19 protein-coding genes are annotated in these 18,595 nt (G+C 61.2%); 8 read left to right on the top strand and 11 right to left on the bottom strand.

Annotated features, from left to right (window positions below):
- The first annotated feature begins 104 nt into the window (after positions 1–104).
- The 4 genes from FKV68_RS12150 (at position 105) to FKV68_RS12135 (ending at position 4,038) form a co-directional block, all read left to right on the top strand.
- A complete protein-coding gene (locus FKV68_RS12150) occupies positions 105–725 on the top strand; it encodes a hypothetical protein (protein WP_180938090.1) in 621 nt (206 codons plus the stop codon).
- Between the two features lie 291 nt (positions 726–1,016).
- Positions 1,017–2,012, top strand: a complete 996-nt coding sequence (locus tag FKV68_RS12145) for a PAS domain-containing sensor histidine kinase (RefSeq protein WP_180938089.1) — start codon at positions 1,017–1,019, stop codon at positions 2,010–2,012.
- A gap of 15 nt (positions 2,013–2,027) precedes the next feature.
- Positions 2,028–2,390, top strand: a complete 363-nt coding sequence (locus FKV68_RS12140) for a response regulator (RefSeq protein ID WP_180938088.1) — start codon at positions 2,028–2,030, stop codon at positions 2,388–2,390.
- 499 nt (positions 2,391–2,889) lie between these two features.
- Positions 2,890–4,038 (top strand): septal ring lytic transglycosylase RlpA family protein, encoded by a 1,149-nt coding sequence (locus tag FKV68_RS12135; RefSeq protein WP_245181201.1) that lies wholly within the window; start codon positions 2,890–2,892, stop codon positions 4,036–4,038.
- 576 nt (positions 4,039–4,614) lie between these two features.
- On the opposite strand, the gene FKV68_RS12130 is transcribed toward FKV68_RS12135, so the two are convergent.
- Positions 4,615–4,920, bottom strand: coding sequence for a hypothetical protein (locus FKV68_RS12130; protein ID WP_180938087.1), 306 nt, complete (start codon positions 4,918–4,920; stop codon positions 4,615–4,617).
- 267 nt (positions 4,921–5,187) lie between these two features.
- Entirely contained in the window at positions 5,188–5,742 is a 555-nt protein-coding gene (locus FKV68_RS12125; protein WP_180938086.1) for a L,D-transpeptidase family protein, read from the bottom strand.
- Between the two features lie 434 nt (positions 5,743–6,176).
- Here FKV68_RS12125 and FKV68_RS12120 point away from each other — a divergent pair, with 434 nt between their 5' ends.
- Positions 6,177–6,695 carry a BA14K family protein gene (locus FKV68_RS12120; protein WP_180938085.1) on the top strand — a complete coding sequence of 173 codons (519 nt, stop codon included), beginning with the start codon at positions 6,177–6,179 and terminating at the stop codon, positions 6,693–6,695.
- Positions 6,696–6,924: 229 nt separating this feature from the next.
- Here the strand turns inward: FKV68_RS12120 and FKV68_RS33055 are convergent, their stop codons facing one another.
- From FKV68_RS33055 to FKV68_RS12090, 6 genes are all read right to left on the bottom strand, one after another.
- The gene (locus FKV68_RS33055) at positions 6,925–7,407 is read right to left on the bottom strand and encodes a hypothetical protein (RefSeq protein ID WP_245181200.1); all 483 of its coding nucleotides are present in this window, start codon (positions 7,405–7,407) and stop codon (positions 6,925–6,927) included.
- A 378-nt stretch (positions 7,408–7,785) separates the two neighbouring features.
- Positions 7,786–8,703: an NADP-dependent oxidoreductase gene (locus tag FKV68_RS12110; RefSeq protein WP_180938084.1), complete on the bottom strand. Its 918-nt coding sequence runs from the start codon at positions 8,701–8,703 to the stop codon at positions 7,786–7,788.
- A gap of 152 nt (positions 8,704–8,855) precedes the next feature.
- Positions 8,856–9,401 (bottom strand): carboxymuconolactone decarboxylase family protein, encoded by a 546-nt coding sequence (locus FKV68_RS12105; protein ID WP_180938083.1) that lies wholly within the window; start codon positions 9,399–9,401, stop codon positions 8,856–8,858.
- A gap of 31 nt (positions 9,402–9,432) precedes the next feature.
- The gene (locus tag FKV68_RS12100) at positions 9,433–10,176 is read right to left on the bottom strand and encodes a nitroreductase family protein (protein WP_245181199.1); all 744 of its coding nucleotides are present in this window, start codon (positions 10,174–10,176) and stop codon (positions 9,433–9,435) included.
- A 130-nt stretch (positions 10,177–10,306) separates the two neighbouring features.
- Positions 10,307–11,263 carry a cupin domain-containing protein gene (locus FKV68_RS12095; protein WP_180938082.1) on the bottom strand — a complete coding sequence of 319 codons (957 nt, stop codon included), beginning with the start codon at positions 11,261–11,263 and terminating at the stop codon, positions 10,307–10,309.
- 511 nt (positions 11,264–11,774) lie between these two features.
- Entirely contained in the window at positions 11,775–12,677 is a 903-nt protein-coding gene (locus FKV68_RS12090; protein ID WP_180938081.1) for a LysR family transcriptional regulator, read from the bottom strand.
- A gap of 118 nt (positions 12,678–12,795) precedes the next feature.
- Between FKV68_RS12090 and FKV68_RS12085 the strand changes: the two genes are divergently transcribed.
- Positions 12,796–13,122 carry a nuclear transport factor 2 family protein gene (locus tag FKV68_RS12085; RefSeq protein ID WP_180938080.1) on the top strand — a complete coding sequence of 109 codons (327 nt, stop codon included), beginning with the start codon at positions 12,796–12,798 and terminating at the stop codon, positions 13,120–13,122.
- Positions 13,119–13,898: an SDR family oxidoreductase gene (locus FKV68_RS12080; protein ID WP_180938079.1), complete on the top strand. Its 780-nt coding sequence runs from the start codon at positions 13,119–13,121 to the stop codon at positions 13,896–13,898. The genes FKV68_RS12085 and FKV68_RS12080 overlap by 4 nt, the downstream gene beginning before the upstream one ends.
- A gap of 489 nt (positions 13,899–14,387) precedes the next feature.
- On the opposite strand, the gene FKV68_RS12075 is transcribed toward FKV68_RS12080, so the two are convergent.
- Complete coding sequence (locus FKV68_RS12075; RefSeq protein WP_180938078.1) at positions 14,388–16,127, bottom strand: adenylate/guanylate cyclase domain-containing protein; 1,740 nt, start codon at positions 16,125–16,127, stop codon at positions 14,388–14,390.
- A gap of 423 nt (positions 16,128–16,550) precedes the next feature.
- Here FKV68_RS12075 and FKV68_RS12070 point away from each other — a divergent pair, with 423 nt between their 5' ends.
- Positions 16,551–17,024, top strand: coding sequence for a BA14K family protein (locus tag FKV68_RS12070; protein ID WP_180938077.1), 474 nt, complete (start codon positions 16,551–16,553; stop codon positions 17,022–17,024).
- A gap of 319 nt (positions 17,025–17,343) precedes the next feature.
- Here FKV68_RS12070 and FKV68_RS12065 read toward each other — a convergent pair whose 3' ends face one another.
- A complete protein-coding gene (locus FKV68_RS12065) occupies positions 17,344–17,724 on the bottom strand; it encodes a VOC family protein (protein WP_180938076.1) in 381 nt (126 codons plus the stop codon).
- Positions 17,725–17,945: 221 nt separating this feature from the next.
- Positions 17,946–18,413: a group III truncated hemoglobin gene (locus FKV68_RS12060; RefSeq protein ID WP_180938075.1), complete on the bottom strand. Its 468-nt coding sequence runs from the start codon at positions 18,411–18,413 to the stop codon at positions 17,946–17,948.
- Positions 18,414–18,595 lie beyond the last annotated feature (182 nt).

Genomic DNA, 18,595 nt, shown 5'->3' with positions numbered 1-18,595 from the left:
CGGCAAACCGGAACCACTTTTCCTGCCCCGCTTCTTTGCTGGCGCGGGGTGGACCGGAAAACCGTCCCCCACTTTTCCTACCCCGGTTATGAAAGGACCCGAAAATGACGAGCAAAGCCCAGAAGCTGCGTGCAAAGCGCAAGGCCCAGCTTGGACGCCCGCGCAAGGTGAATGCCGAGCGCTTCGCCTGCGGCAAGATCCGGCCAGAATGGTCGAGACAGCAGAGTGAAAAAGAGGCGATCGCGGTGGCGCTCGCGGCACGCAAGCGAATGCATGGGCTGGACACGACAAGTGCCTTTGCCGGCTACACGCTCGGCCGCCTGTTCCTCGACGGGCGCATCACCGCCGAGCAGCGCGAGGCCGGCGACGACTATGCCCTGGCGATGGCGCGCTACTATCACCTGAGCGGCATTCCTTATCCCAGCGTGCGCGCCCAGGCGCTCGACCGCGTGGCGGGGCATCCCGGCGAGACGACCGAGGAGCGCGCCCGCACGGCGCTGAAGGCCGCCGACCGGATGATGCGCCTCGACGGCGTGCTTTCCGGATGCGCGGAAGGGCGGCAGGTCAAAACCACGGTCTTCAACGTCTGCGTCATGGACTACGAGGGCCTCAGGCTGATGCCGGAGCCGCAACTCGCATGGCTGAAACGCGGGCTGAATGCGCTCCTCTTCGACAAGGGCTTGCGCGAATATGGGGAGGGCGGTGCTTTGTTTGAACGCGGATAGGAATATTATCCTGCTTGACGGGCGGCGGCGCGCGCGTTGGCCATGCTGGCCGAGTTGGGAGCTTGCGCGCTCCGTTCGTCACGCGGACGAGAGCCACGGCGCGTCGCGCAATGAAAAACTTCAGAGTGTCGACGGGGGACCGGCGGGCGACTGGCCCGTTGACCCGCCGTGCGCGCTATCCCTGCGGAGGTCGTCCGCGTCGCCGGCGAGGCGCTGCCGCGCTGCGTCCTCGCCTTCATCAAGAACGAGGCGTGTGGTAATTTCTGAGAAGTTGAACGTATGGAGATAAAGATGAATCTGGAGGATCTTTATCGCCTGCTGCGGAAGGGCCATGTCCAGGCGCAAGGCATAATCGACACGGTCCCGGATCCCTTAATCGTCCTCGACGAGAAGCTGTGCGTGATGACCGCCAGCCGGGCCTTCTTTGAAACATTCAAAGTCGATCGCGATGAGACGATCGGGCAGCACTTTTACGAGCTCGGCAATCGGCAGTGGGACATCCCCGAGTTGCGGCGTCTGCTCGAAGAAGTAATCCCGAGAAGCTCGGCGGTGGTGGACTTCGAGGTGGAGCACGACTTTCCGAGCATCGGTCACAGGACGATGCTCGTCAGTGCCCACCGTCTGTTCCATCCCGACAACAACAGCCGCACCTTGCTGCTTTCAGTCGTGGATGCCACAGAGCGACTTCGGCGCGAGGCAGAGAAGGACATTCTGCTCGGCGAGCTCCGGCATCGGATGAAGAACCTGCTGGCGTTGGTGCAGGCAATGGCGCGTCAGACCACGGCGGCGGGCCGCTCTGGCGCGGAGTACCGCGACGCCTTCCTTGGCAGGTTCAACGCGCTTGTGCAGGCGCATGACATGGCTTACTCGGAGGGCGAGATTGACCTTCAGGCGATGCTCGCGCGAACGCTTGAGCCGTATTCGGAGGGGCCAACGGCCGTTCTCGTTGTGCCGGGGCCGGCCGTGCGGCTGGAGTCGAGGCAAATCATGTCATTGAGCCTCATCCTGCACGAACTCGCGGTCAATGCGATCAAATACGGCGCGCTTTCGGTACCCACAGGACAGATTCGCCTCCGCTGGGAGTTGGAACAGGCGAGCGCCCGGCGCCTGCGGCTGGTCTGGCAAGAGAGTGGCGGCCCCCCGGTTGCGCCACCGGCCTCTTCGGGATTCGGCACGCAGCTCATCGAGTTCGCTGCGAACCGCGAACTCGGCGGACGGGTGGAACTTAACTATGCGCCGGGGGGTTTGGTGGTCGAGATCGTCGTCCCGATAGGAGCGGTCTCATGACACCGAGATGGTCCTGTGCAAAAGACCGTGCTTATCGTGGAGGACGAGTTCCTGATCGCGATGGATCTCAAGCTGCTGCTTGAGCAACGCGGCTGGTGCGTACTCGGACCCGCGGCGACGGTGGGGGAGGCGCTTGAACTGTTGAGCGATGAATTGCCTGCCGTGGCGATTCTCGATGTAACCTTGAGGGACGGCAAGGTGACACTGGTGGCTGAGACGCTGCGCGCGCAGAACGTACCGTTCGTCGTGGCAAGCGCTTATGCCAGTCCGGAGCTCATCGGCGGAGAAGTCCTCGCAGGCGCGCCAAATGTCGGCAAGCCGACCGAGGAGCGTCGCTTGTTCAAGGTCCTGGAGCAGGCGGTCCAATCTGGCCCTTGATCGGCAGAGACGCCTACTTAATCGCAGCCGATTTAAAAATAGAAACATGCAGCAAATCAAAGTGCTACAGCGTCCTTTGCGCGTCTGATAAGACGCGCGGCGCTGTAGGGGCGTTCAAACGCCTTTCACGGTTTCATTGAAACGGTGTCACCGGCTGGCCTCAACAAAGGATGGGGCAAATTCGCGTATCCCAGGGAACTTTTGGCATCCACGCCGATTTGGCAATCATTTCACGGATGGAGCGAATTTCGTGGCACGGTCCCAGAATGCTGCAATGCATCGGCGCGTGCCTCGGCTGCTTTTCCGTCTGTCTTTCGACCCAATGCACAGCAGACTTCGAGCGCCTGGAGCATCGTGCTTTCAAGTGGAATCACTGAAGGCAGAAAGAGGCCCCGGATTCGTCTTTTGCGCGTTCATTTGAACGCGCGGCGCTCCAGCCTACATGAGCGTTTGTGTCGAGGCTTGCCGCAGACGCACGGAAGGCTGTCGCTTTGGGCAGATGGATATTGATACAAGTACGGCTGTAAAAGGCGTACGATGGTTGGCGATCATCATGATCTGCGCCTGCTGTGCCACCTGTACCACCACGCAAGTCCCGAGCAGCGGCAAAGGATATGCTTCCGGAAAGCTATCGCTTACGAAGGCGAGCCAGCGGGTCGCCCACGGCAAGAAGACCTTGAAGGGCCGCGGCCGTTATGTGGTCGGCAAGTCCTATGTGGTGAAAGGCAAGCGTTACTATCCGAGAGAAGACCCCAGCTACGACCGGAAGGGCGTCGCTTCCTGGTACAGCTCGGCGTTTCGCGGGAGGCTGACCGCGAACGGCGAGGTTTACTTTCCCGATCGTCTTTCCGCCGCGCATCCGACCCTTCCTTTGCCGAGCTACGTGCGGGTGACCAATCTTGAAAACCGTTCGTCGGTCGTCGTGCGCGTCAACGACCGCGGTCCCTATCATAAGGGGCGCATCATCGACCTTTCCGGCAAGGCAGCAGACATGCTGGACCTGAAGCGCCGCGGCACGGTTTCCGTGCGGGTGCAGTATGTGGGCCGCGCCCGTGTGGACGGAAACGATATGCCCTATCTCCTGGCATCCTACGTCAGGAAGGGGGATCGCTTCCCGGCGGTGAATCCGGAGCCTCAAGTTGCAACCGGCGCGATGGTGGCGCAGTCGAACCATGTGCGGAGCGACAGGCAATCCCCCTGGTCGACGCAGACGAACCTTGCCGGCAACAGGCCGGGCGCCTCTGACCAGACGGCGAGCAACGCCGCGGCTGCGTTCCGGGCATTCGAGCAACGCGTGATGTTGGCTGAGATCGGCCCCGTTAGCTTTGAACGGCCCTCCGAATACACGCCATCGATGCCACGAAACGCCGCGATCGCATCGGCGGGTCAGGATGCTGGCTTCATGCCTGAGCGCGAGGCTCGCCGTCGCAACGGCATCATCACTGCCGGTGATGGAACGGTCCGCGACGCCGCCATGCTTGATGTCAAATATTGTCCGGATAAGGAGAGTGATGACGCTACTCGTGACATGTGCGCGCTTCAGGTTCTCCCTCTGCCGGGCGTCGATCGCGACAGGCGCCTGACTGTGGCGACCATCAGGCGGCGCCGGTTCTGCCAGCGCAGCAACCATTGGTCGATCAGCAGCTAACAAACGCGCCCGTCATTCCTGTGCTCGCGACGGACGGGAGGGGGGCGGGCGCTCCTGTGGGTGCCCCCACTGCCAATCGAGGCCGGTTTCGAGCAGCCCTCTGCGCCGCCTGCGCGGCGCTGCTCAATCCCTGTGGCAAGCACGCCTGTGGCAAGCACGGGAACGAGGTGCGATTTTCTTGGGTGGTGATCGGCCGAGGCCCATCGCAGCCGCCGCACCAAATCACCGGCCATGCGCTTGGCGGCCGTCGCCGGCAGGCTCGTTCGCGCTTGAACCCGCGACCGCGGACGACGACGCCGTTGCCCTGCGGAAAAAGCTCCAGGACGAAATCAGCAGGGCGACCGGGTCGGCCTGGCGCTATGAAATCGCAGCGCGGAGGCCGGCGGGCCGGCAAAACACCTGTATGCAGTTTTCCTTGCAACCGTCCAAGGAAACCCGCGTCATCCGGTACTTACAGCGCCGTGCGTCCTTCAGGACGCACAAAGGACGCTGTAAGTCTTTGAATCTACGCATCGTGCTTTCCGAAAATCGATTCCGATTTTCGGGCCGATGCGCCAGCGACGCGCCACGGCCCGCTCAGGGAGCCGTCGGCGGGGGCGTGATGCCCAGGTAATAGTCGTTCTGGTGGCTACCCTGGTATTCGTTGGTGTAGCGGTCGCGGGCCGCGCCAAGGTTCGCCGGCGGTATCGGACGATTGTAGCCCTGATAGTAGATGCTGCCGGTGGGCATCGGATCGACGTAGACGACGTCCGGCGTCGGATCGGCGTAGTAGATGCTGCCTGTCGGTGCACGATCCACATAGTAGTAGCCGTCGGCAAAGGCCGGCGCGGCTGCTGCAACGAGGGCGGATGAAAGGACGATAGTTTTAAGAGAAACGCTCATGGCATACTCCTGTGTCCATGCAGCATCCGGTCACCGGATGCTATCCAGCGCACGCTCTGCAACGCGCCCTCGCGTGCCTTCGCGCAAGGGCCGCTGCACCACTTCGGACCACTCAATGTTTTATCCCGAAATCGGTTCCAAATCGAGCAAACATGCGAGCGGCGAACGCTGCGGTTGAAACAATAACGCCGTATCGCCCCGGAGCGTTCCGCGGCTTGGCGCCGGCACGACCGGGCGAGGGGAAAAAGCGTTGCTGTCGTGGCCCGCTCAGGCCTCGATGCGGATCGGGGTGCCGTCGGGGACCAGTGACCAGATCTGGCGCATTTCCTCGTCGGTGACGGCGATGCAGCCGTCGGTCCAGTCGAGGAGGAGGTGGAGCGAGCCGAGGAAACCCCAGCCGTTCGGCAGGCCGTGGATCATGATATCGCCGCCGGGGCTTTCGCCAGCGGCCGCCGCGCGCGCCTCATCGGCGGCATCGGGGTAGGAGATGTGGAGGCTCAGGTGGAAGGCGGAATTCGGGTTGCGCCAGTCGATCCGGTAGTCGCCCTCCGGCGTTCGCCGGTCGCCCTCGCGCTCCTTGTGGCCGAGAGGATTACCGCCGAGGGACACGCCATATTCGCCAAGCACCGTACCATCGCGCAGGAGCTTGAGCGTGCGCGCGGACTTGTCCACCACCACTTCCTTTGCCTGCAGCTCGGGCGCCGCCATTTCGGGCGGGGTGCCGGAGCCGCTGTGCCTTGCCGCGAGCGTATAGCCGCCGGCGCCCGCGATGACGAGCGCTGCCGCCAGCAGTGTCTTCTTCAGGATCCGTAATACCGTCATCGCGTGTCCCTTTTGAACATCTATCCTCGCAGGTTTCCTTGCTGCATGTTTCCTTAAATCCTGGCCGATTCAAGGGTAGAACCATGCAGCAATTCGAAGTGCCACAGCGTTCCTTTTGCGTCCGGGACGCGGGGGGGCGCAACTTGGGTGCCGCGTTCCCCGTTCCTTCCATGACAGGATGGCTGTTTCCATCAATGCGTGTGGAAGCAAGATGTCACTGGGCGTCCCGCGAGCAGGAAATCATGTTTTTTTCGCGGCGGATCTCACAGCACCGCGATTCGGCCATTATTTGAAAGGAATGCTTTCCTGCTGCTTGCGTAATTCCTTGAATCGAAACCGATTAAGGACGAAAATATGCGAGCAGGTTAAAGTGCCGCAGCGTCGTTTGCGCATCGCGTTTGATGCGCGGCGCTGTGGAGGAAAAGGTGAAGCCAATGAAGAGGCTAGCAATCATTGCCTTGTCGCTGGCGACGACGCTTACCAGCGTTCCGCCCGCCATGGCGTTTCCCATCGTTGCCGCGCCGGCGATGCCGAAGATAGAAGTTCCAGAGGCGCAGCCGGTCCAGTACAGGCGTTTTCGCGGCGGCTACGGCGGTGGATGGGGTGGCCATCACGGCGGATGGGGCGGCCATCATGGCGGCCATCATCACCATGGCGGCGGCGACGACTGGGGCTGGGCACTCGGTGGGCTCGCGGCCGGTGCGATCCTCGGCGGCCTGCTGGCGCAGCCGTACTACGGCGGTGGATACGGCGGAGGCTATTACGACGGCGGCTACTATGCCCCGCCTTACCGCCCGCGCTACTACGCGCCGCGCTATTACCGCCAGAGCTATTACGGCGGCAACGCGCACACGAACTGGTGCTATGCGCGCTACCGGTCCTATCGGGCTTACGACAACACGTTCCAGCCCTATTACGGTCCGCGCCAGGTGTGCGTCTCGCCTTACTATTGAAGGCGGACGGGTGACCGCGTGACGAGAGTACCGCGCGTTCGAACGAACGCGCGGGGGTGCCCGTTGTTGAGGCCACGCTGCAGCGCCTGGTTGCTGCACGTCTACTACAGCGCCGCGCGTCTCTTCAGACGCGCAAAGGACGCTGTAGCACTTTGAATTGCTGCATGTCCTTGTCCTTTAACCGGCTACGATTAAAGGCGACATGCAGTAGGTCCGATGGCGTTCACTTTCATGGTGAGACGTCCCGATGGATGCGGTACTCGAAATCGATGGGGAACTCAGTCTCGCAGCCGTCAAGCCACCGGGCCCTCCGTGCAACGCGGCTGATACCCAGCTCACGCAACTGTCCTTCGCTCAAATCGTCGATCGCTGCCCGGACTGCGAGGCTACCTCGCCACGTTTTCCATCGGGCGGCCAAGGTGCCGAGCCTTCCGAGAAGCCGCAGGAAACCCTTGGCGGTTCCCTGTCCAGCCAGGGGGCTGGCGGCCTCCGACGCGACCTCTTGTCTCGCCAGACCGATATCGTCGCTCAAACGGGGATTGGCCTTCGACTTTTGCTCAAGATCCCGGTGAAAGCGCTTCCGTTCGTCCCGGGTCTCAACAATGCCCCGCAGGGTCGCCCGGCCGCCACGCGACACCTCCGCAAGGCCCGCGGACGTTCCCGGCCGCGCCGCCTGAGGCGAGGCAGGAGCAAGGGTGCAAGTATCGTTCATGGCAGCCTCCAAGAAACATGATCTGATAGAGGCTGAAATTCTGCAGGACACGAACAGCGTCGTAATTAAGCCCACCCAAATAGTTCTCAAAACTTCCAAACGGCCGGAGCGGGATGAGGAAAACCGTGCACGGTTTTCCGCCCGCATCCCGCGGCGCAACCTTGAGCGGGATGAGGAAAAGTGTGGTTCTATGTAGCAGAAGACATGGCCGTCGGCTTGAAGAGTGAACGCTTCGGGCCGGAAGCTGACGGCCTGCTTCTCAATTCAATTCCAGAGAGAGTTGCCGTCAGCGGAAAACCGTTGGCCATCTTGTCGCGGTTGACACAACGATACGGCTGGTTCAACTGCCCCGCAAATATCCTCGTTCTCCCCGAGTCCTCACGGGTGAACGCGGATGACCGTCTTTCCCGCGCGCCGCTCCGTAGAATTGAAGGTGGCGACCGCATCGTCCAGACTTGAAATCTTGCCGATGTTCGTCCGCAGTCTTCCGTCCCGGACCCGCTGAACGATCTCGGATAGCTGGGCACGATCAGCCTCGACGACGAAGTCAACCACCAGGCCATCCACAGGTCGAGTATCCGTCGGTCCGACGGCTGTCACAAGCGTTCCTCCGCCCCGGATCAGCGCTACGGACCGCCTCTGAACATCGCCGCCGATAACGTCGAATACCAGATCGACGCCACCGACGTCTTCCAGGGTGTCGCTTCCAAGATCGACGAATTCATTTGCACCGAAGTCCAGAGCTCTCTGGCGGTCAGCGGCGCGTCCGGTGCCGATGACATAGGCGCCGGCCTCCCGCGCAAGCTGCGTCACGATCGAGCCGACGGCGCCAGCCGCGCCATGTGCGAGGACGCTCTGCCCCGCCTGAAGGCGGCCATGCTGAAACAGTCCCTGCCATGCGGTCAGGCCAGATATTGGCAGGCTTGCGCCAACCGTGAAGTCGACGTTGCCGGGCAATGGCGCGAGGTTGCGGGCCTCCATAGCGACGTACTCAGCGAGTGTGCCGTCGCGATACCAGTCCGACAGGCCAAACACCCGCTGACCGATCGACAGCCCCGTGGTGCCATAGCCCAGCGCGGTGATCACACCGGCCAGCTCATGGCCGAGAATCGATGGCGTCCGGTCACGAAAGGCCCGATCCGTCCAGGTCGAAGGCCAATCCAGTTCGGTGTTGACGAACCCCGCCGCATGGACCTGTACGACGACGTCGTTTATCGCGGCCTGCGGCTCGGGTCGCTCCACCAGCTTCATTCCGGCCGTTCCCGCAGCCGGGTCGGTCACTACGATCGCTTTCATGGGAATTGTCTCCTCAGATATTTGTTGGTTCGGATAAATTGCAGGCGTGGAAGGTGTTTTCGATCTCTCGCAACTCGTTATCGGCTTAACGCCTTTCGCGAAGACCTTGTTGTCGAATTGCTGTGTGATGTCGCGCGGCGACAGGACCGGGCTTAGATCGAGCCGGCCGGGGTAACGGCGGGAAAGTCCCGCTCGGGATCGAACACGTTGTTGAAGAAGTTCGTCAGGGAGTACATGGCGACCAGCGCAACGATCTCGATGATGTTCGCATCGGTGTAGCCGACATCGCGGACGGCTTTCAGATCGGCATCACCAACGTGTCCTCGGGTCTCGATGACTTTGCGCGCGAACTGGACGGCGGCGTCTCGTTTCGGGTCGTTTGCATGACCCTTGCGGGCGAGAATGATGTCACCAGCCGACAACCTTGCCATATGTTCGGCGGTGTAGCTGTGAACCGTCAGGCAGTAATTGCAGCCATTCACCTCGGAGACGGCAAGGCCGATACTATCGCGTGTCCTCACATCGAGTGCTTTGCTGAGGGAGCCGAGCAGCGTGGCCCACGCGTTGAACGCGATAGGGCTCTGCGCGAAGGCCGCCATCATATTTGGGGTGAACCCGATGCTCTTCGTGAATGTATCGAGAGTTGGTTTCGATTCAGCCGGCACATGTTCAGGCTTTAGGGCAATAGTTCTGGGCATCATAATCTCCATAAGTTGTTTGGATTTCGAATTATGCGAAGGACAGGACATCGGCCACCGGCATGCGCGGCTTCTGCGGCCAGTTACCGGCCCGCTCCGGCCCGACGGTCAGCAGCATGACCGGCACTTCGTCTTCGGTCAGGCCGAACTCGCGGTGCACGGCTTCTGCGTCAAATCCGATCATCGGCGTCGAACCCAGGCCGAAGGAGCGAGCTGCATAGATGATCGCCGCGGCGCCGAAGGTAGCGGAGCGTACCGCCTCGTCGCGCTGCCGCTGGGGTTGACGGTCATACAGCCCGCGAGCGGGGATTTCCCATTCCGGCACCAGGTGCGCTGGCATGATGCCGGCTTCCACCACCGGCGCCAGGCGCTCAGGGACGGTGCTGGCATCGGCCAACTGGCCGATGATGATGAAGGTAACGGCGGCGTCGGTGATTGCGGGCTGGTTCCAGGCGATCGGACGTAGCCGGGCCTTGGCGTCAGGCGTACGGACGGCGATAAACCGCCAATTCTGCAGGTGGAATGACGTCGGCGCGGAAGTGCCGATCCGCACCAGGTCGCGGATCTCACCATCGCTCAGGGTGGCGGCGGGGTCGTAGTATTTGGCAGCACTACGGCTCAGAATGGTTTCGATGACGGCGTTCGTCGGCGTCGGCTGCGCGGGCGAATGGGATGGTTGGGGCGCGAGAGCGATTCCGGGGGTCTCGGTCCGCGCGTAGATTTCGGCGTCTGTGCCGGTTGCGGTTTCGTTGGCGGCGATATTGATGCAGTTCATTGGGTGGCTCCTTCATCAAGTGATTACGGAACCCAATTTACGACTGATCCTGCAAACATCGAGACTGGATTGGCTCAATATCATGCGCGAAAGGATCAATCTGGCGCATATGAATTAAGATCGTCCCGGCCTACTCGCCATTGTGCGCGAGTCGGCGCCATTCCCCCGGCGTCATCCCCATCCTTTCGGCAAACACACGTCGGAATGCCGAAACGGATTGATATCCCACCGTCTCGGCCACGGCTTCAGTGCTTATTGCTGGCTTCTTAAGTTCGTTGGCTGCCAGACTCATGCGGAGATCGGTCAACAAATCGAGCGCGGAGCAACCTAGCCTGTCTTGAAAGTGCCGCATGAACGTGGCGCGTGACATGCCGCACAAATCCGCCAGATCAGGCAGTTTCCATGGATGGGCCGGATTGCCGAGCATGGCCGCAATGGCTGGAGCAAGTCGCGGATGGCCGGCCACGGCCAACAAGCCTTCGGGGGCTTTCTCGGACTCGCTCGCCGCTCGCAGTACCAGTGTGAACAGGGCCGAAGAAAGGGCGTTGAGAACGGCGCGTCCTCCGGCTCGGTCGCCGGCGGACTCCATGCGCATCAGCCTCACCAGACTGGCCAGTTGGTTGGAGGCGGAACCGATACCATCTTCGCCACGGCCGTCCATAGCCCGCGCCACGAGATTTGTGGGCAGGTAGTTACGGATCAGTCGATCATGGGGCGGCGCGATGAAAAATCGACCACACAACAGATCGAGTTGCTCGCCCTGGCTATCGTTCTCGCTCAGCATCCATCCGGCAGGCCTCCGGTGTTGCCGGGTATGGATAGGAGCTTGCCCGCTGCCGTCGTGCAGTACATGCGCCGCACCATGAGGCAGCAGCACGATATCTCCGCTCACCAACTCCCTCGTTGTTCTCGTCTCCGGATCCTCGAAAATGGCCCGACCCTGGACGATGGCGTGGTAGGGGATTTCGTTCGCCGCAGCCCGGCCCCAGGCCACGCGCCATGGCGCACCGTAGGTACAGCGGACCTCGAGCTGACCGGTTACGGTGACGATTTGCAGGAGATGGCTTAGCCAATCGACTTCAGACATTGGACCTCAAGAACCGGAAATGATGAAACATCTTATCGCAATTGTGCATTGGTTCTATTTAGCGCCACGTTTCCAAACCTGCCTCCGCACCGGGCCTAGATCATCAGCCAGCCCACCGAGCGCCCCTGGCCGGAAACAGAGGGCTGTGTCGGACGCCGCCATAACGTCCAACTCGACTCTGTCGATGTGCCGTCCCGTTTGGGAACGATCAGGAAGTTGGCAAGGGATGGCGCTCAGCCGATCGACAGCTTTCAGGAAATCGCCAAAGTGACCGGAATGACTGAAGTGAAGGCGCATAGCCGCCTTGTCGAACTTCAGTAACTGAAACATTGTCCCAAGAGGCGCGGCCCGTTTAGCTGGCAGATGGACGGGTGTCATGTCCGCAGGGACCGTGATCTCGGCCGCCCTCACGATCGTGGCACTGTTTCTTAGAGCGCTACATAGTGCGCAAAGGCACGCGACCCGCCAGTGCCGTTGGCCCTGAGCGGCCCAGCCAGGGCGCGTGCTGAAATCACGCCCGGCTTTTTGACACGTCTCGCGCGAGCGCAACGAACGCTTTGAGTGCCGCGGACGCGTTCTTCCTTCCCGGATAGTAGAGGCAAAGTTCTGAAAGGGGCGGGGTCCAGTCTTCGAGCAATCTTTCGAGACGACCTGAATCGATGTCGGAACGCACGTCCAGCTCCATGAAGAAGCCAAGTCCCACACCATCCAGCGCGGCCATGCGTGCAAGGCTTGCCTCATCGAGGGTGAGAGGTCCGTTGACATCGATCTGGACTTTTTCGCCTTCCTGCTCGAACTGCCAGCGGTAGAGCATGCCGTTTGGCAGACGGACGCGGATGCAGGGATGTTCGAGGAGGTCGGTTGGCACCTTCGGCCTCCCGTGCAAGGCCAGATAGTCTGGGGAGCCTACGACCGCATAGCGCTGCGCTCGGCCAAGTGGGACGGCGATCATGTCTTTGGGCAGCAGGTCGGCGACACGCACTCCAAGATCGAACCCTTCTGCGACGATGTCGATGAGCCGCTCGTCCGTCGCGAGATCTATATGCACTTGCGGGTAGCGGCGCAGGAATTCGAGGATCAGCGGGGACAAGATGTCGCGAGCTGCTGTTGCAAAGGCGTTGATGCGGAGCACGCCTGAGGGAACAGCCTGCCTCGACCGCACCGCGTTCATGGCGGCGTCGATATCCTCCAGGGCGGGGCCGATCTGCTCGACAAAGCCGCGGCCCGCGTCGGTCAGGGCGACGCTGCGGGTCGTACGATTGAACAGGCGTGTGCCGAGTTCGGCCTCCAGCTTGGCGACGGCGTTGCTAAGCGCAGTTGTAGACATGCCCAGATCAAGGGCTGCCGCTCGGAACGAGGCCCGCCGTGCAACGGCGATGACGGCCCGGATGTCATTCAAACCTGGCTGATACATTGTCCCGATTATCGCAATTCCTCATCCATCTTAATCCCGCTTATCGGGATTGTTGTCCAGTCCTATGTGTAGGAGGCGTCACCCTGTCGAAGACGATCAACTAAAATTGAGACAAGTTATGAACCTCCCACACTCAATCGAAAGCTACTTTGCCGCGGACCAGGGCAAGGCGGGGATGGCCCCTGCCGGCATATTCGCTACCGACGCCACTGTTGTTGACGAAGGCATGTCCCATGTCGGCCCCGAGGCGATCGCAACCTGGTGGAAGCGAGCCAAGGAACAGTACGAACACACTGCAGAGCCCCTTCACGTGGTAACATCGGATGAAGTCACGATAGTTCGCGCCCGTGTGACTGGACAATTCCCAGGCAGCCCGGCCGTTCTCACGTACCGTTTCAATCTCCAGGATGACCAGAAGATTGCCCGACTGGAGATCGGCGCATGACATCCTTCCTCACGCTTGAAGACAAGCGCGCGCTCATTACCTCCGGTACGAGAGGTGCGGGAGCTGCCACCGTCAGGCTCTTTCGCGAGCTCGGCGCGCATGTCCTGACGACGGCCAGATCAAAGCCGGAAGACATGCCGCCGGACATGTTTGTTCCGGCCGATCTGACCACCGAAGGGGGATGTGAAGTTGTCGCCGATGCGGTGCGCAAGAGGCTCGGCGAAGTGGATATCATCGTTCACATGCTGGGTGGCTCATCGGCTCCGGCAGGAGGATTTGCCGCGCTTTCGGACGGAGAATGGCGCAAGGAACTCGACCTCAATCTCTACTCAGCCGTTCGGCTCGACCGACTTCTGGTCCCGGAAATGGTCGAGAGACGAACCGGAGTGGTCATTCACGTCACGTCGATACAGAGATTGCTGCCGCTGCCCGAAGCAACCACCGCCTATGCCGCCGCCAAGGCAGCCCTCTCCACCTACAGCAAGAGCCTGTCGAAAGAGGTTTCACCCAAAGGTGTACGGGTGGTTCGCGTCTCGCCAGGCTGGATAGAGACGGAGGCTTCCCTTCATTTGGCTGAGCGTCTCGCGCGCGAGGCGGGCACCGACATCGAAGGGGGCAAGAAGATCATCATGGGTTCTCTCGGGGGAATTCCAATTGGTCGGCCATCAAAGCCAGAGGAAGTCGCCAACCTCATAGCGTATCTGGCGTCAGACCGCGCTGCCACGATAACGGGCGCGGAATACGTGATAGATGGTGGAACGGTTCCTACGGTGTAGCGAAGACTCCCGCGCCGCCCTCCTCAGGGTTGGGGTCGCGGCGCGGCGATCCGTACTATTGGCGCATTGGCGCGGCTACAGCGCCGCGCGTCTTATCAGACGCGCAAAGGTCGCTGTAGCACTTTGAATTGCTGCATGTCTTTGTCCTTAAACCGAGGTCGATTTAAGGAGACATGCAGTAGGTCGTGGCTGCTAGTGGCGCTTTCCGGACGCGATCACTCCTGCGCAGACCGTCGGCTTTCAGAAGCTCGATCTGATACTCTGAATGACCGAAAGGAAGGCGCAAAGCGGTCGTAGAGGCCGAGATCGCCTAACGCCAGCTTCGGACCAGAAGCCGCCGTTGGGGGCGTTTGAGACCTAGCGCATCGGCCCGAAAATCGGAATCGATTTTCGGAAAGCACGATGCGTAGATTCAAAGACTTACAGCGTCCTTTGTGCGTCCTGAAGGACGCACGGCGCTGTAATGCCGCAAACTTGGGGTCTTGGCACTCATTCCGGCAATCCGGCCATGCGATAGCCTTCGACGAAGCGCCGGACCGTCTCCATGTCGCGGGCGGGTTGTGCGGCGGCCCAGTGGGTGATGGTGAATTTCGGGGTCATCGCCATGAAAAGAGCTGCCTCGCGCATCGCCTCGTCCCTGCGTCCGAGCTGGGCAAGGCTGGCCGCCAGTATGCGGCGCGAGGGGCTGCGGTAGATCGCCTCCATGCGCAGGATCCTGACGGCTTCTTCATATTGGCAGGCCGCGTAATGCGCGAGTCCAAGCTGCCAATAATACCACCCGGGCGGGTGCGGATTCAGTCGAAGCGCCCTTTGGGTCAGTTCGATCGCTTCCGATGCGTGGCCTGCGAACGCCGCAAGCTCCGAACGGATGGCCAGGGCATCCGCATTGTTTGGTTCCAGCGTGAAGGCGGCTGCGAACTCTTCATCGGACTCGGGCCAGCGTTTCTCATTGGCCAACAAAAATCCGATAAACCAATGATTGGCGGCGTCGTTCTTGTCCAATGCTACCGCCTGGCGGGCCAGTTCAAAGGCTCGCGAGCGGTTGTCTTCGGTGGGATCGATGCTCTGTGCCCATATTTGCCAGTGAACAAAAGCCAGCCAGCGGATTGCCTCCGCATATTCGGAATCGATGGAGACTGCCTGGTTCAGAAGTATCTCGGCCTCGCGAAGCGCTTCCGGGGAACTGTTGAACGATGACACCAGACTTCGCCCGCGGACACAAAGGTCGTAAGCCTCCAGGCTCTTCGGGCGGTTGCGTGACGGTGATTCCGCCAAGCGTCCAACAAGGGCCTCGACGATCTTGTTTGTGACCTCGTCCTGGACGCCGAAGATGTCTTCGAGGTTTCGGTCGAAGCGTTCGGCCCAGAGGTGATCTCCGCCAACGGCGTCGATGAGCTGAACGTTGATGCGCACGCGATCGGCGGCGCGGCGCGCGCTGCCCTCCACGAGGTAGCGAACGCCCAGATCGCGTGCGATCAATCGAACGTCGATCGATTTTCCCTTGTAGGCGAAGGTCGAATGGCGCGCGATGACAAACAGGCCGGCATTTCTTGAAAGGTCGGTAATCAGGTCTTCGGTCAACCCGTCCGTGAAGGCGTCCTGCTCGGCTTCCCCGCTGAGGTTGGTGAACGGCAACACGGCGATGGATGGCTTTGCGGGCAGGGGCAGCGCCTGTTCCTGGTGACCGATCGTGGCGGCGGCTTCAAAGACGACGCGATAGACATGAACCGGTTCGGCGATGTTTTTCAGAAATTTCGGCCCGAGATCGTCGAAGTCGAATGCCAGCTTGCGTTTGACTTGATCACGAATGCCCGACGACACGTAGATGGCACCCGGTTCGGCCAGGCTCTGCAGCCGTGCGGCGATGTTGACGCCGTCGCCATAGAGATCGCTGCCGTCTATGACGACATCACCGAGACTGATCCCGATGCGCAGGACGATGCGGCGCGCCTCGGACAGGGCGGCGTTTGCATCCGCCATCTTCCGCTGCAACTCGACCGCTCCGGAGATGGCGTCGACCGCGCTCGGGAACTCCAGGAGAACGCCGTCTCCCATCACCTTGACGATGCGGCCGCCATGCGCGCGCACGACAGGCTGGAGAATAGTCGCCCGGCGCTCCTTCAGGACTGCGAGCGTCGCAACCTCGTCCTCCTCCATCAAACGCGAAAACCCCACGACGTCCGCGACGAGGATTGCTGCAAGACGGCGCTGGACGCGTTCTTCGGCCATTGGGCAATGGTACCCGAGGAGGAACTGCGCCCATGGTATTCGCGCCCTACGGAGAAGTCCATTGAGCAGCCGATCTGGAGAAACAATCCACCGTCAAGCGGAACGGCCGACGAGGCTGCTGGTCAGTCCAGTCGGTCCGCTGCAGCGGCGTGCAGGGTGCGAAGTCCCGCGAACCTCGATAATGTCGGCCTTCGGAATCTCGCGGCATTTGCTCCCAAATTCAGGAAAAGTGTGTGCGGTTTTCCGCCGCGCAGCTTATCAGAATTGGTCACGTTTATGATCTGAGTAGCACTTGAGGAAACATGCGGCCGCCGACCCATGCGAGAGGGTTGCGGAAACGCGCGTCTTTCGCTGTCCGATGGTGTATAGTAACGGGGGGATCAATCCTTCCGTGAAAATCGTTGCTTCAAGAGGAAGGGAAAGGTGAAGCCCGTGAAGTTTGCAGCCACCATCGCGCTCGCGCTCCTGACCGCCGTTTCGGCCGTGCCGCCGGTTGCGGCCCAGACGCCGTGCATTGGCGTCTGCACCGGCGTGCCCCTCAGGGGAAACTATGGCAACAACTACGGGACCGGCTATCGGGGCATATCCCGCCACGACCTCTTCATCGAGCGGGAGTACCGGGACTTCCAGGTCAACCGCTACCCGAACTCCGGCGCCGCCATGCGCTATCGCGGCCAGCCCTATGACATCGGCGTCGGCCCGGGCGCGACCGTCGGCGGGCCGAAGCCTCCGGCACTCGACCCAGGACGCGTGCGCCGGCAGCAGCAGGTGATCCGCTACGATGCCAACGCCCATGCCCGCTGGTGCCGCGATCGCTACATCTCCTACCGGTCGACCGACAACACCTTCCAGCCGCATGAAGGCCCGCGCCGCGCCTGCAACTCGCCGTACAACTGAGCGGGCAGGGAAGCTCGGCGGCCGCAACCTGCGGGCCGGAGGTGGCTGCGGCTTCGAATTTCGCAAGAGTCATGCGGCGACCGGGGGGCCAGAAAGTGTAAATGGTTCAATGTGCTCATCAGATGGGACAAGCGCGGAGGCCGGGCAGACCAGCACCGCATTCAACGACTTGCGGACGAGAGTTCAACCGGATCCTTAGAGCAATTCCAGGAAAAGTGTGTAACGGTTTTTCGTCCGGAATTGCGTGGTTTTCAAAGAATTAGACCATTAGACGTCTGCAATCAGCGACGTCGATGGGCCACCTCATCTCGACGCCTCGCTATTCGTCCTCGAAGCGCGGCGCGGGAGGGACGTTTGCCACCATCAGGAGATTGCCGTCAGGATCATTGAACGTGAAGAACGCTCCGTCCGTGATGGGGGAGACGTTGTCAGCATCAAGCGCAGACACATGCGCGTGTGCGGCGCTCAGGTCATCGGCATTGAAATGAAAAACCGGCTTGCCGACATGCGGTCCCACGAACCCCTTGCTGTCGAGGACGAGCGCAGTGCTGCCTTTCATGGCAATCACATAGAGATGCCCGAAAGGAATGTCTCCGTCCGCCGGCCGCCCGAGGAGATGGCAATACCAGTCTCTTGCGGCTTCGATATTGCTTACCGGGATGAACACCCCGCCGATCTCGCTCTCTATCGCGCTAACCACACAGGCCCCCTTTCTCTCAGACTCACTTCGGCCCTCAAGGACCTACAGCGCCGCGCGTCTTTTCAGACGCGCAAAGGACGCTGTAGCACTTTGAATTGCTGCATGTCTTTGTCCTTTAATCGGCTACGATTAAAGGCGACATGCAGTAGCATGTTCCAAGGGCGCGCGAACCAGCAACGGCATCGTACGATCCGATCAGGCACGCCGGGAAATAAGGTGCTTCAGGAGCGCTTGAGCGCCGGGTCGTCGAGCGCCGGATTGTAGAAGAGCGAGAGGGTAAGGCTTCGCGCAATGCGCTCTGCCGTGGTCATGAACCAGGCCTTCGCGTCGTTGTTCGGCGCAATGTCGTCAAGCGTCGCGGCAAAGAGCGCCAGCCATTTCGGGAAAAGCTCCGGTTTCATGTTGGCAATGCCGACATGCGCCTGGACCGGCTTTCCGCCATAGGCGCCGCTGCGGAAGGCAACCGAAGACCAGAAGCTTTTCATCTTCTCCATGTGCTCCGGCCACCGCCCCGAAAGCCTTGCGTCGAACACGGGTCCTAGCTCCGGATGCGCGAGCACACGGGCATAGAACGTGTCGACCAACCGGCCGATGAACGCGTCATCGATCCCGATCGCTTTCATTTCCGCTTCCGCGCGTTCGCGGATCGCTGCGGAGTGCGCAGCTCGCGCCTGCAATTCGTCGTTCATTCCATCATCCAGTTCGGAGGCATCTGCGGCCCGCGTTATATAGACATTGCGGACGTCACTCCAAGGTGGCGGTAGCACTTTAATCGGCCAGGACCAAAGCAAGATGCGGTGGTCTTGGCGGCAATGCGACCGCTTCGGCCGACGAGGACCAGAAACCGATGGTAGAGGAATGTCTGCGCCGG

The organism is Sinorhizobium mexicanum (assembly GCF_013488225.1).
Taxonomy (GTDB): domain Bacteria; phylum Pseudomonadota; class Alphaproteobacteria; order Rhizobiales; family Rhizobiaceae; genus Sinorhizobium; species Sinorhizobium mexicanum.
The sequence above is the reverse complement of the archived record's forward strand: the minus strand, read 5'-3'. Positions and strand labels throughout refer to the sequence as shown.

What these genes read in the sequence shown, in the direction of transcription:
- FKV68_RS12105 (WP_180938083.1), bottom strand. Translation starts at nt 9,401, where the DNA reads ATGCCCAGAACTATTGCCCTAAAGCCTGAACATGTGCCGGCTGAATCG.
- FKV68_RS12060 (WP_180938075.1), bottom strand. Translation starts at nt 18,413, where the DNA reads ATGAACGACGAATTGCAGGCGCGAGCTGCGCACTCCGCAGCGATCCGC.
- FKV68_RS12075 (WP_180938078.1), bottom strand. Translation starts at nt 16,127, where the DNA reads ATGGCCGAAGAACGCGTCCAGCGCCGTCTTGCAGCAATCCTCGTCGCG.
- FKV68_RS12090 (WP_180938081.1), bottom strand. Translation starts at nt 12,677, where the DNA reads ATGTATCAGCCAGGTTTGAATGACATCCGGGCCGTCATCGCCGTTGCA.
- FKV68_RS12085 (WP_180938080.1), top strand. Translation starts at nt 12,796, where the DNA reads ATGAACCTCCCACACTCAATCGAAAGCTACTTTGCCGCGGACCAGGGC.
- FKV68_RS33055 (WP_245181200.1), bottom strand. Translation starts at nt 7,407, where the DNA reads ATGAACGATACTTGCACCCTTGCTCCTGCCTCGCCTCAGGCGGCGCGG.
- FKV68_RS12145 (WP_180938089.1), top strand. Translation starts at nt 1,017, where the DNA reads ATGAATCTGGAGGATCTTTATCGCCTGCTGCGGAAGGGCCATGTCCAG.
- FKV68_RS12100 (WP_245181199.1), bottom strand. Translation starts at nt 10,176, where the DNA reads ATGAACTGCATCAATATCGCCGCCAACGAAACCGCAACCGGCACAGAC.
- FKV68_RS12125 (WP_180938086.1), bottom strand. Translation starts at nt 5,742, where the DNA reads ATGACGGTATTACGGATCCTGAAGAAGACACTGCTGGCGGCAGCGCTC.
- FKV68_RS12130 (WP_180938087.1), bottom strand. Translation starts at nt 4,920, where the DNA reads ATGAGCGTTTCTCTTAAAACTATCGTCCTTTCATCCGCCCTCGTTGCA.
- FKV68_RS12095 (WP_180938082.1), bottom strand. Translation starts at nt 11,263, where the DNA reads ATGTCTGAAGTCGATTGGCTAAGCCATCTCCTGCAAATCGTCACCGTA.
- FKV68_RS12150 (WP_180938090.1), top strand. Translation starts at nt 105, where the DNA reads ATGACGAGCAAAGCCCAGAAGCTGCGTGCAAAGCGCAAGGCCCAGCTT.
- FKV68_RS12110 (WP_180938084.1), bottom strand. Translation starts at nt 8,703, where the DNA reads ATGAAAGCGATCGTAGTGACCGACCCGGCTGCGGGAACGGCCGGAATG.
- FKV68_RS12120 (WP_180938085.1), top strand. Translation starts at nt 6,177, where the DNA reads ATGAAGAGGCTAGCAATCATTGCCTTGTCGCTGGCGACGACGCTTACC.
- FKV68_RS12080 (WP_180938079.1), top strand. Translation starts at nt 13,119, where the DNA reads ATGACATCCTTCCTCACGCTTGAAGACAAGCGCGCGCTCATTACCTCC.
- FKV68_RS12135 (WP_245181201.1), top strand. Translation starts at nt 2,890, where the DNA reads ATGGATATTGATACAAGTACGGCTGTAAAAGGCGTACGATGGTTGGCG.